The following is a 14560-nucleotide window of genomic DNA, read 5'->3' as shown; positions in this document are numbered from 1 at the left end:
CGCTGGCCAAACGCGCCTAGCTGTTGGCATGCATGCGCTCGATATAGGCGCGCATCTCTTCGGCCTCGTGTCGCGCATCGCGCAGGCCCTCCATGGCGGCGCGCAATTCGGCCTCGGTCTGGGCGATTTGATTGGTCAGCTCGGCCTCGCGGCTTTCCAGATAGACCAAGGCCTGATCACGCATCTCTTCGGCCTCGTGCAGCGATTGCGCCAGCTTGTCCATTTCGGCAACATCGCCACCCGCAACACGGGTAAAGCGGTGCAGCAACCAATAGGTAAACCATCCCGCGGCAAAGGCCAAAAGCAAGATGATCGCGGTTGCAACGATGAATTCGGTCCGGTTCATAGGGGTCTGCCTTCTAGCCGTTCGTTTTTGGACGCGCTTTGGGGCGCTTGGTCATTTTGGTCGGGGCGACCGAGGGGCTGGTGTCGGCCGAAAAATCCGGCGCCGCTTCGGGCTCTGCTGAATCTGCTGCGGCACTGTCTTCTGCGGCCGCGTCAATTGCATCCATCGGCGCATCCATGGGCGCGGCCTCGTCCAAACTGCCATCGCCCGCCAAGCCAGCGCCTGCCGCGATAACCGCCGCCTCGACCGGAGCGGGGGGGGCGATCAGATTAAACTCGATCCGCCGATTGGCCTCGCGTCCGGCTTCGGTGCCATTATCTGCAATCGGGTTTTCGGCGCCATAGCCCTTGGCCATCAGCCCCGCGACGTCCATCTGCCGACCTTCCAGCGCCAAAATAACCTGCTCGGCACGAGCTTGGCTTAGGGCGCGATTGCCCTCGGCAGAACCCTGCGCGTCGGTATAGCCTGCGACCTCAAGCTTGACACCCCTGCACCGCTTCAGCGCTTTCGCCAGATCATCCAGCACCGCGCCCGCACCTACGTCGATCTCGGCCGATCCGGGGGTGAAGGTGATCTGCTTCTTGGCCAAAACCGCGTCTGCCGCAGCCGAACATTCCGCAGGTGTTGGCAAATCTGCCAAAGGATCCAAGGTCTTGTCATAGCTTACAGAGACCTTAAAGGTCTTGCCCTGCCCAAGCTTACCCGACAAAATTTGCGAGATCCGCACCTTGCCCGATTGCGATCCGGTCACGCCGCTGATCTCGACGGTATCGGCGCGCACCACCAGCCTGCCGTTGTCCAATTCTGACAGCGCTTGCAGCCCCGCCAGCACACGGATCGGCCAGCCATCGGGCAAATCAGGGTCAAGCCGCGTGCCAACCCGCACCTTTTTGGTGCCAAACTCGGCCTTGGCAAAGCTTTCGACCGCATCGCGCATCATCACATCGGTCAACCGGCCGCGCAGCTCAAGCTGATGGGTTTCGGCAGCGAGGATGGCAGTAAATTCGGCAGGCCCCTGCGGCGCTGCGGTGGCCTTTTTCTCGAGCGTGGATTTCAGCGAAAACACATCCGGCAAGCCGTTTTCCAGATCACCAACCACGCGGTCAAAATCGTCTTGGCTGACATCATCACCGGCCAGCAGGCTGACATCGGCATCCGAAAAGGTCAGCGTTGCGGTTGACAGGCTGGCCACCGAGCTGATGCCCAACGCAATCGCCTCGGCCCAGCGCGGCGTCGGCACGCCCAGACCAATGGTGCAATCCGAACGCGGATCGGCCCCCGCAGCGCCTGCGGCTGCCAAAATCTTGGCCTTTGCCACATCGGTGTCGGCCGCACAGGCGTCAAAGCGCGCACCCTGCGCATCTTTGACAAAGCGCAGCGTAAAGGGCGTCAACACCGGACGCGGCGCAGAAATCTCGATCCGGACAGCCAAAGCCTTGGGTTTGAGCGCCGAAAGTTCTGCCTCGAAGCTGCGTTTTTCGGCCTCCGAGCTTGCAATCGCGGTGATCCCCACGGCATCCGCGGCCACCGAAATCTTTGACCGTGGCAAAAGGCTTAGGGCCTCCATGCCGTAGCCCAGCGCGATATCCCAGCCTTTGGGCGCGGGGTAATCGGCAGTCTCGATCATATCCATCAGCGGAATATCGGGGCTGAGGGCTTGCGCGGTCTTGGTGACCTGCGCCACCTGCTCTAACTGCGGCAGCAGGCCAATCAGCTGAATGCCATCATCATTGCGCAGCATCTCGATGGAATAGCGCGGCGCCTCGATGGCTTTGATCGGCGCGATCTCCATCGCATCGCGAATCCGCGACGATTCGATCACCGAGCCGACAAGATTGATCAGCCGGTAGCGCAGCGCTTCATTTGGCGCTGTACCGCTGAGATGAATTTGCAAGCCATCGCCACGCACCTGTGCATAGGTGATGCCTTCAGCCAAAAGCCGCGATTTTACCGCCTGTGCCGAGACCTTTTCCACCAAGGCCGCAGCGCCCCAAGCCACCAAAGTGGCAACGCAGGCCGCCCCAACAAAAGCCGTGGGCGCCATAAGTTTGGTTTTAAGCTGCAAAGAGCGAAGGGTGTATTTCTTTACCACAGGGGCCATATTCTCGGTCTAAATGCTATCGTCAAGGCGGCAGATCGCTTTGCGCAACACAGCCTTTAGCAAGGCATAAAGCGCCCAGCTCAGGGGATCAATCAAAGCAAAGCGGCAACGGCAAGAAACAGCGCAGCAATCAGCCCCGTATCTCGGTTCGAGCGGAACAGCCGCATGCAGACCTCGGGGCTATCGATATCCAATTTGCGCAATTGCCACAGCATATGCAGGCCAAAGCCCCAAACCCCGATCAGCGCCACGGCCATCGCCGCCATCCGCTCGGGCGGCAAAGGCAGCGCAATCACAGCAAACCCAAACAGGCTGACTGCGGCAATCATAAACCCCTGCAACCAGCGCAGAGATTGCGCGCCAAACAGCCGCGCGGTGGATTTCACCCCGATCAGCGCATCGTCTTCTTTGTCTTGATGCGCATAGATCGTGTCATAAAACAGCGTCCAGGCAATGCCCGCGCCGTAAAGCAGCAGTGCGGGCAGCGTCACAGCACCTGCATGGGCAGCAAAGGCAAGCAGTGCCCCCCAATTAAACGCCAGCCCCAAGAACACCTGCGGCCACCATGTGAACCGCTTGGCAAAAGGATAGATCGCCACCAGCGCCAAAGACCCCACGCCCAGCGCCACCGCCAGCCAGTTATAGCTGAACAAGATGCAGGCTCCGATCAGCGCCTGCACCACCATCCAGACCAGCGCCGCCTTCACCGTCACCTGACCCGAGGGCAGCGGACGGCTTTTGGTGCGCGCCACCGCGGCGTCAATCTCGCGGTCGGTGATGTCATTCCAGGTGCAACCCGCACCGCGCATCACAAAGGCCCCCAGCCCGCAAGACAGCACCAACCACAGATCCCACAGCCGAAAGCCATCCAGCATCGCGCCCAGCGCAATCCCCCACAGACAAGGGATCAGCAGCAGCCAAGTGCCAATCGGGCGGTCTGCCCGCGACAGCCGCAAATAGGGCCTTGTGGCCGCCGGAGCCCAGCGGTCCACCCAATTGCCCGCAGGTGCATCGGCAACCGTTTTGGCCTCTGGCATTTCGCGCGTCTCAGACATAAGTTCCCACCATGACAGAAGCAAAGATCAGACTTTATGTAGACCAGCCCTTGGGCATGGGGCAAGCCGTGGCTTTGTCGCCCGAGCAGGCCAACTACCTTTTCAACGTCATGCGCTTGTCGCGCGGCGGCTTGGTGGCGCTGTTCAACGGCCGCGATGGTGAGTGGCGCGCAACCGTGGCCGAGGCAGGCAAGCGCGGTGGCATCCTTTTGTGCGAGGTGCAGACCGCAGCTTTGCGCCTGCCCCCCGATCTGTGGCTGATCTTCGCGCCGATCAAAAAGGCCCGCACCGATTTTATCGTCGAGAAGGCTGCCGAACTGGGGGCCGCCCGCATCATGCCGGTGCAAACCCGCCACACCAACGCCGACCGCATCCGCCAAGACCGGCTGCAAGCCCATGCGATGGAGGCCGCCGAGCAATGCGGTGCCACCTTTGTGCCGCAGGTGGCCGAGATCACCAGCCTTGATAAATTGCTGGCCTCCTGGCCCGCCGAGCGCCACCTGATGTGGTGCGACGAAAGCCTGGTCGGCCAAGCCCCCGCCCTGCCCAGCAACCGCGGCGCGCCTTGGGCGATCCTGATCGGCCCCGAAGGCGGCTTTTCGGCGGATGAGAAAACCCGCCTGCGCAGCCTTCCCATGGTCCACCCCATCGCGCTTGGCCCCCGTATCCTGCGCGCCGACACCGCAGCCGTCGCCGCCATCACCCTATGGCAAGCAGCCCTTGGCGATTGGGCATGAGCGCCTTTTGTACCCATAGGCCGCCATGCCGCTGATCCGCCCCGAAGTCACCGCCCTCGCCTTGCGCGCCCGCGAGGTGATCTTGGCGGCAGCGCTCCTTGGCTTTGGCCTTTGGCTGATCGGCCAAGGCGGCTATCTGCTCACCCCCTTGGGCGGTGGCATCGGCGCGCTGGGACTGGCTTGGGCGATCTTGGCCTATCGCCGCATGCGCTTTGCGCAAGATATTGCAGCCCCAGGGGTGGTCGAAGTTGACGAGGCGCAGCTGGGCTATCTGGGGCCACAGGGCGGCGGCTATGTCTCGATCGCCGATCTGCAAGAAATCCGCCTGCTCAGCTTGCGCGGACGCAGGGTCTGGCGGCTCAAGCAACTTGACGGCCAAGCTCTCTTGATCCCCGTCGATGCCGAAGGCGCGGACCGCCTGTTTGACGCCTTCGCCAGCCTGCCCGAGATCGACACTGCCGCTTTGGTCGCAGCCCTAAACCCTGCCGCAGGCCCCGCCAGCAGCCTGCCGATCCGTGGCGACATCCCCGAAATGACGCTGGTCTGGCGCAGGCGCGGCAGCGGCGTGGTCACAGGCGCCTAACAGCGCCGATTATTTCCAGCCGCCAGCGTTCAGTTTTACGACTTGCCCTTGACTTGCCCGACTTTCGACGACACCTAATCGGCTTGAAACACGAACCAAGGGGTGCGCCCATGTCGATTCCACAGTCCGGCGGCGGCCCGATCGAAGATTTCTCGCAATTGGCTGAGTATATGGCCTCGGGCTGCAAACCCAAAGCGGATTGGCGCATCGGTTCAGAGCACGAAAAATTCGGCTGGCTGACCGACAGCCGCGCGCCGCTGCCCTATGCGGGCGAACGCTCGATCTCGGCGATCTTCGCAGGGCTAGAAGCCCGCTTTGGCTGGATGCCAGTGCGCGAGGCCGGCAATATCATCGGCCTGACCCGCAATGGCGCCAATGTCTCGCTGGAACCGGGCGGTCAGTTCGAACTCTCGGGCGCCCCCCTTGCAACCCTGCACGACATCGCCGCCGAGTTGCAAAACCACCTTGACGAGGTGCGCACCATTGCCGAGCCTTTGGGCATCAAATTCATGGGCATCGGCGCCGCGCCCGACTGGAGCCACGACACCATGCCGGTGATGCCAAAGGGGCGCTACCGGCTGATGACAAATTACATGGGCAGCGTCGGCACCCATGGCACCCAGATGATGTATCGCACCTCGACGGTGCAAGTGAACCTCGACTTCTCGTCGGAATCCGACATGGTCAAGAAACTGCGCGTCGCGCTGGCACTGCAACCGGTGGCCACAGCGCTTTTCGCCAGCAGCCCGTTCTTTGATGGCAGCGTGAACGGCCATAAATCCTGGCGCTCGCGGATCTGGCGCGGCTTGGATGACAGCCGCACCGGCATGCTGCCTTGGGCCTTTGAAGACGGCATGGGCTTTCAGCGCTATGTCGATTGGGTCTTGGATGTGCCGATGTATTTCGTCTACCGCGACGGCGCCTATATCAACGCGCTTGGCCAATCCTTCCGCGATTTTCTGGCCGGCAACCTGCCCGCGCTGCCCGGCGAAAAGCCCACGCTTTCCGATTGGGCCGATCACATGACCACAGTCTTCCCCGAAGCCCGTGTTAAGAAATACATCGAAATGCGCGGCGCAGATTGCGGCGACCAAGCCCATATCAACGCGCTTTCGGCCTTTTGGGTTGGCCTGATGTATGACCAAACCGCGCTGGATGCCGCTTGGGATCTGGTCAAGGGCTTTGATGCCGAAACCCGCGAAGGCCTGCGCATCGCGGCTTCCGAAAAAGCGCTTCAGGGCGAGGCCAATGGCGTAAAACTGCTCGATCTTGCGCGCGCGGCGGTGGCTTTGTCGCAGGCGGGCCTTGCCGCAAGGGGCTTGGGCGAAGAGATCTATCTCAAACCCCTCGTCCACGGTCTGAAATCCGGCACCACCCAAGCCGACCGCTGGCTGCGCGCCTATTACGGCCCTTGGGGCGCAAGCCTGAGCCCGATCTACGAGGCCGCAAGCCTGTAACGCCCGCCGCTTTCATCTTGGCCTAAATATCCCCGCCGGAGGCTGCTCAGGCGGGGCCAAGGCACCGCATCAGGGTTTTTTCGCGCCAATTTTTGGCTCGGTGCCCGCCTGCAACCGCTGCAAATTTGCCCAATGGCGCAGATAGACCAGCAGCGTCAGCACAAAGACCAGCGCCAACATCCGGCCCTGACCAAAGGCCACCAGCCAAATCACCGCACTGGCCGCCGAGACCAGGGCCGAAAGCGATGAAATCCGGCTGATCGCCGCCGTCACCGCCCAAACCGCGCAACAGGCAAGCCCCACCGGCCAAGCCAGCGCCAGCAGCGTGCCCAAAAACGTCGCAACCCCTTTGCCACCCTTAAAGCCCAACCACAGCGGAAACAGATGCCCCAAAAAGGCGCAAAGCCCGGCCAGTTGCGCCGCATCCGCCCCCACAGCCGCCCGCGCAATCAGCACCGCAATGCCGCCCTTGCCGGCATCCAGAATCAGTGTCGCCAAGGCCGCCGGCTTATTGCCCGTGCGCAGCACATTGGTCGCGCCGATATTGCCCGAGCCAATCGCGCGCAAATCGCCCAAGCCCAGCAGCCGCGTGATCACCAGCCCAAAGGGCACCGATCCCAGCAGGTAAGACAGCAGCGCAACAACAACCAACAGCAGCGGTGAGGTGACAATCTCGGGCATGATCTATCCTTGATACACTTGCGCACCGCCGACATAGGTCGCCAGCACCCGACCCTCCATGCGGCAGCCGTCAAAGGGGGTGTTTTTCGATTTCGAATGCAGGCGGCTGCGGTCTAAAAGCGAGGGCGCATAGGGGTCAAACAGCACCAGATCCGCCGGCGCGCCCAGCGCAAGCCGCCCCTGCGGCAGGCCCAGCAGATTGGCCGGATTCAACGCCAGCGCCCGAAACAGACTTGGCAGATCGATCTGATCGGCATGATAAAGCCGCAGGGCAGCGGGCAAAAGCGTCTCAAGCCCCACTGCCCCAGAGGCTGCATCTTCAAACGGCAAGCGCTTGGATTCCTCATCCGCCGGGGTGTGGAACGACCCGATAATGTCGATCAGCCCCTCGGCCACCGCCTGCACCATCGCCAAACGGTCTTCTTCCGACCGCAGCGGCGGGGTGAATTTGAAGAAGGTGCGGTAATCACCCAGATCCATTTCATTCAGCGTCAAATGGTGAATAGACACCCCCGCCGTGATCGCAAAGCCATTGGCCTTGGCGCGTTCCAGCGCCGGCAGGCTGCGCGCGGTGGTGATCTGATCGGCGTGATAGCGCACGCCGGTCATCTCGACCAAACCAATGTCACGGTCCAGCCCCATGCGCTCGGCCATGGCCGAAACCGCCGGAATGCCGCGCAGCGAGGCGAATTTGCCGCTGGTGGCCGAAGCCCCCTTTGACAGCCCCGGTTCCTGCGGATGGCCAATCACCAAGGCCCCCAAAGACCGCGCATAGGTCAGCGCTCGGCTTAAGCCCTTGGTGTCAGAGGAAACCTGAAACACATCGGTAAAGGCCACGGCCCCCGCATCCAGCAAAAACCCAAGCTCGGTCATCTCGTGACCCGCGCGGCCCTTGGTCAGCGCCGCCATATGGCGAATGCGCACCCGCGCCTCTGACGCGCGGCGGGTGACAAACTCAAGCGTCTCGGGGGTGTCGATCGCGGGCTCGGTGTCAGGGCGCGCGATGATGGTGGTGACGCCACCCGCCGCCGCCGCCAAACCCGCCGAACGAAAGCTTTCCTTATGCCGCTCGCCCGGCTCGCCGATCTTGACGCCGATATCAACGATGCCGGGGGCCAGGCAATGGCCGCCGCAATCCACCTCGACAGCGCCCTCGGGGGCAGGATCATTCATCGCCACGATCAGCCCGTTGTCGATGGTCAAAGACCCCAAAGCATCACTGCCGGTTTCGGGGTTGATCAGGCGGGCATTGGTCAGATGCAGGGTCATTTTGCCTCGCGGTTCGGCTGCGCCAGTGGCAGCGCCAGAAAAGAAGTCATACCGACAGCAGCCATCAGCCTGCCATCCAAACGAAAGCCAGCGTGAACACCGCCAGCAAAACCAAAACCACAGTGGCGACCCTGCCGCCCATACGCATTTCGGCCTTGGTCGGTTTGCGGTCGGGATCGGGGGTCATGCGGCCTCCTTTGCAGCCATGATCTGCGCCACAACAGCGCCAGCATTGGCTTGATATTTGATCAGATGCTTGTCACCGTTTTGAGTGACGATCTGCACCGCCCCCAAGAATGGCCGCGCCAGTTTCAGCCGCGCAAGCGGTGCGATGCGGCCCGCGGGGCCCAGCAGCCGCCAATTGGTCAAGCGCCATTCTTCGGCGAAAATCTCGGACCGCAGGTAATAACCGCGCATCGCCATCGCAAGCGCTGCCGCGACCGGCCCAACCCAAGGATCGGGATTGCCGCTGATCATCAGCGCAAGCGCCGCCAGCACACCGCCAATCACCGCCATCCTGGCATGCAGACGCCAATAAAGCTGCCGGTCAGGCGCAAAGTGCGCAACCACAACCTCGCCCGGTTCGAGCGGTGCCGGCGCGCCATACATCTGATCGGCGGTCAGCTTGTTCACACCATTGCCCCCACGGCCTTGGCGCCACGTTCGGCGCGCAGGTTGCGCGCCAACAGATCCATGCAAGCCATCCGCACCGCGACGCCCATTTCCACCTGATCCTGAATAACGCTGCGATTGATGTCATCGGCAAGCTCGCCGTCAATCTCGACGCCGCGGTTCATTGGGCCGGGGTGCATCACAATGGCGTCCGGCTTGGCAAAGGACAGCTTTTCAGCGTCCAGCCCGTAGCGGTGGTAATATTCACGCTCTGACGGGATAAAGCCGCCGTCCATCCGCTCTTTTTGCAGCCGCAGCATCATCACCACATCGGCGCCCTCAAGCCCCTTTTTCATGTCGTCATAAAGCTCGCAGCCGAAATGTTCGACACCGGCAGGCATCAAGGTAGGCGGGGCGATCAGCCGCAAGCGGTTTTCCATTTTTCCCAGCAGAATCAGATTGCTGCGCGCCACGCGGCTGTGGGCGATATCGCCACAAATCGCCACGGTCAGGCGCTGAATCCGGCCCTTGGCGCGGCGGATGGTCAGCGCGTCCAGCAAGGCCTGCGTCGGGTGTTCATGCCGCCCGTCGCCTGCGTTCAGCACCGCGCAGTTCACCTTTTCGGCCAGCAGGTTCACCGCCCCCGACGCGCCGTGCCGCACCACCAGCAGATCGGGGTGCATCGCGTTTAGCGTCATCGCGGTGTCGATCAGCGTCTCGCCCTTTTTGACACTGGACGAGCCCATCGACATGTTCATCACATCCGCGCCCAACCGCTTGCCCGCCAGCTCGAAACTGGCCTGCGTGCGGGTGGAGTTTTCAAAGAACATATTGATCTGCGTCAGCCCCGCCAAAGCATCCGAGGATTTCACGGTGCGGCGGTTCAGATCGACATAGCGGTCGGCCAGATCAAGGATTGTGGTGATCTCGGCGGGCGAAAGATGCTCAATCCCAAGCAGGTGGCGGGCGCGAAACGACATGGGCCTCTCCGTGATGTTTGACTGCTTATAGAAAGCCCGCGCCCGCACGACAAGTCGGCTTGTCCGAGGCGGCGCAAGCGCCTAGTTTGGCGGCATGGGAATCGAGACCGACATCGCCGCCGATTGGCACGCATCGCTTGCAGCCTTGGCATGGCAGGTTGATCTGGGCGTGAGCGATATTATCGGCGAGGCCCCGCTTGACCGCTATGATTTGCCAGAGCCTGTTAAACTGCCCGATCCTGTGGCCGCAGTACCCAACCCCGCGCCGCCGCGCGCGGTGGCCCCTGCCGCCCCAACCGCCGATATGGCGATTGCGGCGGCAACCGCTGCGGCATCTGGCGCGCAAAGCTTGGGCGATCTGCGCGAAGCGCTGGCGCGGTTTGACCAATTAGAGATCAAACGCGGTGCGCGCAATTTGGTGTTTGGCGATGGCAACCCGCAGGCCCGCGTGCTGATCCTGACCGAAGCGCCCGATGTCGAAGAAGACCGCGAAGGGCGGCCTTGTGTTGGCAGCAAGGGCGAGATGCTGGACCGGATGTTTGCAGCCATTGGCCTGTCGCGCAGCGCCGAGGCCGCGCAGGCGATCTATATCACCCCCAGCTTGCCATGGCGCGCGCCGCACCGCGAGCCAAGCGCGGATGAAATCGCCATCATCCGGCCCTTTGTGGCCCGCCATATCGCACTGATCAATCCTGCCGTGGTGGTGCTGTTGGGCAATGATGCCTTGCAATTGGCGCTGAACAGCAGCGGGATTTTGCGCCATCGCGGCACTTGGGCGCAGGCCTTTGACAAGCCGGTGCTTGCGATGACCCACCCCGCCTATCTGCAACGCAATCCCGCCGCCAAGCGCGAGGCTTGGGCTGATTTGCTGTCGCTGCAAGCGAAACTGCGCGGCCTTTAACCCGGCCTAGGGTGCGGGGCAGCCCTGCATTTCTACCGAGCCACCCTGATGCAGCACGGTCAGCGTGATCGCCGAACGATCCAAGGCAAAGGCAGCACCGCCGCTCGCCACAAAATCCGCTACCGCCGTCAGCCTGTCGCCCCTACGCTGCGATTGGGCCTCTGACACCCAGATTGCCGGATCACCGGCCTCGAATATCACCGTTTCCCCGGCGCCTTGCACCGCAAGCACCATCTGAGCTGTCACCCGCAGGCCATCCTTGATCGGTTGCACCTGACACGAAAGCCCCGCAGCCTGTGCCAGCTTTGGCAAATCGCGCAACGCTGCCTCGATCTGCGGATCAGCGCTGCGGCTCTCGCCAAGCCGCGCCGTCAGATCAACCACGGCAGGCATGCAGATATCCTTGCAAACCCCCAGATCTACACGGGCCTGCAAGGCCACAGGTTTGGCTGCATCCACCGGCACCACCTCGATCGGCAACACAACCGCGTCATGATAGCCGATGGTCTGCATGCCATTGGTGTGAAACACCTCGGGGCTTGGCCAAAGCACCCGCACCGATTTCACATTCTGCGAGCCTGCCCAATCAAAGATCGGAGGAATGCCTGCATCCCCGGGGCTGCGCCAATAGGTCTTCCACTGCGGTGCCAGTGTCAGGCTGATCGCGGCCATGTGGTGGCCATTGCTTTGCTGCCAGCCAGGCAAAATCTGGGCGGAAATCACCTCGTCTTGCTCGGTTGCAAGGGCGGGCGTGGCGGTCAGCAGGGCAAGAAGCAGGGCTTTCATCATGCCGAGACCTTAGCCAAATCTGCGGTCAGGGGAAGTCACGTTTGGGCGAGAGCCAGAGCAACATAACCAAATCTTCCGTGATTGGGGCTTGAGCCGCGCCGCCTGACACCCCATCCTAAAGCTCTTCGGACGAAAGGCCCCGATTCTATGGATTTGGTCGGCAAACTTCTGGTGGCAATGCCCGCCCTGCAAGACCCGCGCTTTGAGCATTCGGTGATCTTGATCTGTGCGCATTCCGCCGAGGGCGCGATGGGGCTTATCCTCAACAAACCCGTGCAAGATCTGTCCTTTGCCAAGCTGCTCGATCATCTGAACATCCCAAAATCGCCGCATGGCCGCGATATTACCGTGCATTTTGGCGGACCGGTTGAAACCGCACGCGGCTTTGTGCTGCATTCGCCTGACTATCGCTCTACCGGCGCGACAATGCATATCTTGGGCGGTTATGGCATGACCGCGACACTGGATGTGCTAGAAGCGATGGCGCAGGGTGCGGGGCCTGATCACGCGCTGCTGGCGCTTGGCTATTCCGGCTGGGGCGCAGGGCAGCTCGAATCCGAGATTGGCCGCAACGACTGGCTGACGGTTGATCCGACCGAAGCCCTGATCTTTGGCGCAGATGACGGCTACAAATGGAGCAATGCGCTGCGCAGTATGGGGATTGATCCGCTGTCGCTTTCGGCCACCGCCGGACGGGCCTAGGGTTTTGGGTGGTCGTCCCAGTCTTTCATCAAGATGCGATTGGCATCGCCCGAGGGGTCGTCAAACTGCTTGGTTTTCATCGCCCAGACAAAGGCCGCAAGCCCACAGCCGCCCAGCAAAAGCGAAGCCGGGATCAAGATTGACAAGATTTCCATTACTTCAGCCTTAATGAGTTCAGCGAGACCGTAATCGACGACAGCGACATCGCCAAGGCCGCCGCCAAGGGGGTGGCAAAGCCCAAAAGCGCAATTGGCACCGCCACGATGTTATAGGCGGCTGAGAGGCCAAAGTTTTCCAAAATCCGCCGCTTGGCCTGCCGTGCGATGCGGGCAGCATCGCCGATTGGGGCCATATTCTGGCCCAACAGCACAATATCAGAGGCGGTGCGCGCGGCATCTAAAGCCGTGGCGGGGCTGATTGAGACATGCGCCGCCGAAAGCGCCGCCGTGTCGTTCAAACCATCGCCCACCATCAAGACAAAATGCCCCGCTTCTGTCAGCCCCCGCACCAGTGCCAGCTTTTCGGCAGGCAGCGCGCCTGCCGTCCAATCCGCGATCCCAAGCCGCAGCGCCAGATCGGCGACAGGGCCCGGGGTATCGCCCGAAATCAGCTTAATCGCCTTACCCTGCGCCTTCAGCGCGGCAATTGCGGCTTCGGCTCCGGGGCGGATGTGGTCGGCAAAGGTAAAGACATGCACCACCCCATCCAGCGACAGATAGGTTGCGGTGACGTCAACGGCCTGCGTACCTACCCATTCCGCACGGCCCAGCCGCACCACTTGGCCCATATGGCGCGCCTCGATGCCATAGCCTGCGACTTCGCGCAGATCCTCGACCCGAGCGGGAGTGGCTGTCGTGGCCAAGGCCCGCGCCAAAGGGTGCGACGAGCCGGCCGCAAGCGCTGCGACCACGCCCAGAACCTGCGGGCTGTGATCGGCCAGATTGGTCGGCTTGGGCGTGCCCAGCGTCAGGGTTCCGGTTTTGTCAAACACCACCACATCGACCTGCGCCAGACGCTCCAGCGCAGTGCCGTCTTTGATCAGCAGACCCTTGCGAAACAGCTTGCCCGAGGCCGAGGTCACCACCGCAGGCACAGCAAGCCCCAGCGCACAGGGGCAGGTGATGATCAGCACCGCCGCCGAAATATTGACGGCATGGCGAAAATCGCCGCCCGTGCGCCACATCCAAAAGCCAAAGGCAGCAAAGGACAACAGATGCACAAGGGGCGAATACCAACTGGCGGCGCGCTCGGCCAAAGTGGTGTATTTGCTGCGCGCCGATTCCGCCACGGCGACCAGATCGGCCATGCGGTGCAGGCTGCTATCGGCCCCCGTTGCCGTCACACGCAGCGTCAAAGGTCCGGTCAAATTCACCTCGCCCGCCGAAACCGCCATGCCAAGACCGGCAAAAACCGGCAGGCTTTCGCCCGTCAGCAACGAGCGGTCAATCTCAGATGCGCCTTCGGTGATCACGCCGTCAACCGGCATCCGCCCCCCCGGCCGCACCCGCACCAGATCACCGACGGCAATCTCGGAAATCGCGCGCTCGACCTCGGTGCCATCCACCAGCACCCTTGCGCGCGGCACCTCAAGTGCGGCCAATTCCTCGGCCGCCGAACGCGCAACCGCCCGCGTGCGATGGTCCAGATAACGGCCCAGCAGCAGGAAAAAGCACAGCATGACGGCGGCGTCAAAATAGGCATGCACCCCGCTTTGCGTGGTCTCATAAAGCGAAATCGCGCTGGCCAGCACAAGGGCCAGCGAGATCGGCACATCCATGCCCAAACGCCCCACCCGCAGCGCCGCCCAAGCCGATTTGAAAAACGGCTGGCCTGCAAAAACCACCGTTGGAATAGCGATCATCGCCGAAATCCAATGGAACATATCACGGGTCGCAGCCTCGGCCCCAGACCAGACCGCCACCGACAACAGCATCACATTCATCATCGAGAAAAACGCCACGCCCAAACGCATCAGCAAATCGCGGCCCTGACGGTCGGTCTCGGTCGTGTTCAACAGGCCCGCGTCCAGCTCGTGCGCCTCATAGCCGACCCCGCGCAAAACCGCGATCATATCGGAGGCGCTCACCTGCGGTTCGGCCTCGACCGACAGCCGCTTTAGCGTCAGATTGACCCGCGCCGAGATCACGCCATCGGCGGCCAAAACCGCGCCTTCCACCGCCGAGATACAGGCGGCGCAATGCGCAGTTGGCAGCGACAGCATCAGCCGCGCATGCAGAGGCTTTGCAGCCTCGGCCAAGGCCTGCGCCGAGGGCATCACCGCACAGGCCGGACAAGCGGCCATGCCGCCATGTTCAACTTGCAACGGATGTGCGGCGGCTTGGGTCAT

At 62.3% G+C, this 14560-nt stretch carries 16 protein-coding genes; 5 read left to right on the top strand and 11 right to left on the bottom strand.

Annotated elements, in window-relative coordinates:
• Window positions 1–16: 16 nt before the first annotated feature.
• The 3 genes from V7Q10_RS06370 to ubiA all read right to left on the bottom strand — a co-directional run bounded on the left by V7Q10_RS06370 (window position 17) and on the right by ubiA (window position 3502).
• A complete protein-coding gene (locus V7Q10_RS06370; protein ID WP_333868221.1) occupies window positions 17–346 on the bottom strand; it encodes a hypothetical protein in 330 nt (109 codons plus the stop codon).
• A gap of 13 nt (window positions 347–359) precedes the next feature.
• Complete coding sequence (locus V7Q10_RS06365) at window positions 360–2447, bottom strand: OmpA family protein (protein ID WP_333868220.1); 2088 nt, start codon at window positions 2445–2447, stop codon at window positions 360–362.
• A 92-nt stretch (window positions 2448–2539) separates the two neighbouring features.
• On the bottom strand, window positions 2540–3502 hold the full coding sequence (gene ubiA, locus V7Q10_RS06360) for a 4-hydroxybenzoate octaprenyltransferase (protein WP_333868219.1): 963 nt from the start codon (window positions 3500–3502) through the stop codon (window positions 2540–2542).
• Between the two features lie 11 nt (window positions 3503–3513).
• Between ubiA and V7Q10_RS06355 the strand changes: the two genes are divergently transcribed.
• From V7Q10_RS06355 to V7Q10_RS06345, 3 genes are all read left to right on the top strand, one after another.
• Window positions 3514–4239 (top strand): 16S rRNA (uracil(1498)-N(3))-methyltransferase, encoded by a 726-nt coding sequence (locus V7Q10_RS06355; RefSeq protein ID WP_333868218.1) that lies wholly within the window; start codon window positions 3514–3516, stop codon window positions 4237–4239.
• A gap of 25 nt (window positions 4240–4264) precedes the next feature.
• The gene (locus tag V7Q10_RS06350) at window positions 4265–4822 is read left to right on the top strand and encodes a hypothetical protein (RefSeq protein WP_333868217.1); all 558 of its coding nucleotides are present in this window, start codon (window positions 4265–4267) and stop codon (window positions 4820–4822) included.
• Between the two features lie 110 nt (window positions 4823–4932).
• Window positions 4933–6279 (top strand): glutamate--cysteine ligase, encoded by a 1347-nt coding sequence (locus tag V7Q10_RS06345; protein WP_333868216.1) that lies wholly within the window; start codon window positions 4933–4935, stop codon window positions 6277–6279.
• A 69-nt stretch (window positions 6280–6348) separates the two neighbouring features.
• Here the strand turns inward: V7Q10_RS06345 and plsY are convergent, their stop codons facing one another.
• The 5 genes from plsY to V7Q10_RS06320 form a co-directional block, all read right to left on the bottom strand.
• Window positions 6349–6960, bottom strand: a complete 612-nt coding sequence (gene plsY / locus V7Q10_RS06340; RefSeq protein WP_333868215.1) for a glycerol-3-phosphate 1-O-acyltransferase PlsY — start codon at window positions 6958–6960, stop codon at window positions 6349–6351.
• 3 nt (window positions 6961–6963) lie between these two features.
• On the bottom strand, window positions 6964–8229 hold the full coding sequence (gene pyrC / locus V7Q10_RS06335) for a dihydroorotase (protein WP_333868214.1): 1266 nt from the start codon (window positions 8227–8229) through the stop codon (window positions 6964–6966).
• 64 nt (window positions 8230–8293) lie between these two features.
• Window positions 8294–8416 carry a hypothetical protein gene (locus tag V7Q10_RS06330; protein ID WP_333868213.1) on the bottom strand — a complete coding sequence of 41 codons (123 nt, stop codon included), beginning with the start codon at window positions 8414–8416 and terminating at the stop codon, window positions 8294–8296.
• Window positions 8413–8862: a hypothetical protein gene (locus V7Q10_RS06325; RefSeq protein ID WP_333868212.1), complete on the bottom strand. Its 450-nt coding sequence runs from the start codon at window positions 8860–8862 to the stop codon at window positions 8413–8415. Before V7Q10_RS06325 ends, V7Q10_RS06330 begins: the two co-directional genes overlap by 4 nt.
• Window positions 8859–9821, bottom strand: coding sequence for an aspartate carbamoyltransferase catalytic subunit (locus tag V7Q10_RS06320; protein ID WP_333868211.1), 963 nt, complete (start codon window positions 9819–9821; stop codon window positions 8859–8861). Before V7Q10_RS06320 ends, V7Q10_RS06325 begins: the two co-directional genes overlap by 4 nt.
• Before the next feature lie 94 nt (window positions 9822–9915).
• Between V7Q10_RS06320 and V7Q10_RS06315 the strand changes: the two genes are divergently transcribed.
• Window positions 9916–10722 (top strand): uracil-DNA glycosylase, encoded by an 807-nt coding sequence (locus V7Q10_RS06315; protein WP_333868210.1) that lies wholly within the window; start codon window positions 9916–9918, stop codon window positions 10720–10722.
• Window positions 10723–10728: 6 nt separating this feature from the next.
• On the opposite strand, the gene V7Q10_RS06310 is transcribed toward V7Q10_RS06315, so the two are convergent.
• Window positions 10729–11511, bottom strand: coding sequence for a protein-disulfide reductase DsbD domain-containing protein (locus V7Q10_RS06310; protein ID WP_333868209.1), 783 nt, complete (start codon window positions 11509–11511; stop codon window positions 10729–10731).
• A 147-nt stretch (window positions 11512–11658) separates the two neighbouring features.
• On the opposite strand from V7Q10_RS06310, the gene V7Q10_RS06305 reads away from it, so the two are divergent.
• The gene (locus V7Q10_RS06305) at window positions 11659–12213 is read left to right on the top strand and encodes a YqgE/AlgH family protein (RefSeq protein WP_333868208.1); all 555 of its coding nucleotides are present in this window, start codon (window positions 11659–11661) and stop codon (window positions 12211–12213) included.
• On the opposite strand, the gene ccoS is transcribed toward V7Q10_RS06305, so the two are convergent.
• Window positions 12210–12368 carry a cbb3-type cytochrome oxidase assembly protein CcoS gene (gene ccoS, locus V7Q10_RS06300; protein WP_333868207.1) on the bottom strand — a complete coding sequence of 53 codons (159 nt, stop codon included), beginning with the start codon at window positions 12366–12368 and terminating at the stop codon, window positions 12210–12212. The two genes, V7Q10_RS06305 and ccoS, sit on opposite strands and share 4 nt — an antisense overlap.
• Window positions 12368–14560, bottom strand: a complete 2193-nt coding sequence (locus tag V7Q10_RS06295) for a heavy metal translocating P-type ATPase (protein ID WP_333868206.1) — start codon at window positions 14558–14560, stop codon at window positions 12368–12370. Before V7Q10_RS06295 ends, ccoS begins: the two co-directional genes overlap by 1 nt.

Source organism: Cypionkella sp., from assembly GCF_036782355.1.
Lineage (GTDB): Bacteria > Pseudomonadota > Alphaproteobacteria > Rhodobacterales > Rhodobacteraceae > Cypionkella.
The sequence above is the reverse complement of the archived record's forward strand: the minus strand, read 5'-3'. Positions and strand labels throughout refer to the sequence as shown.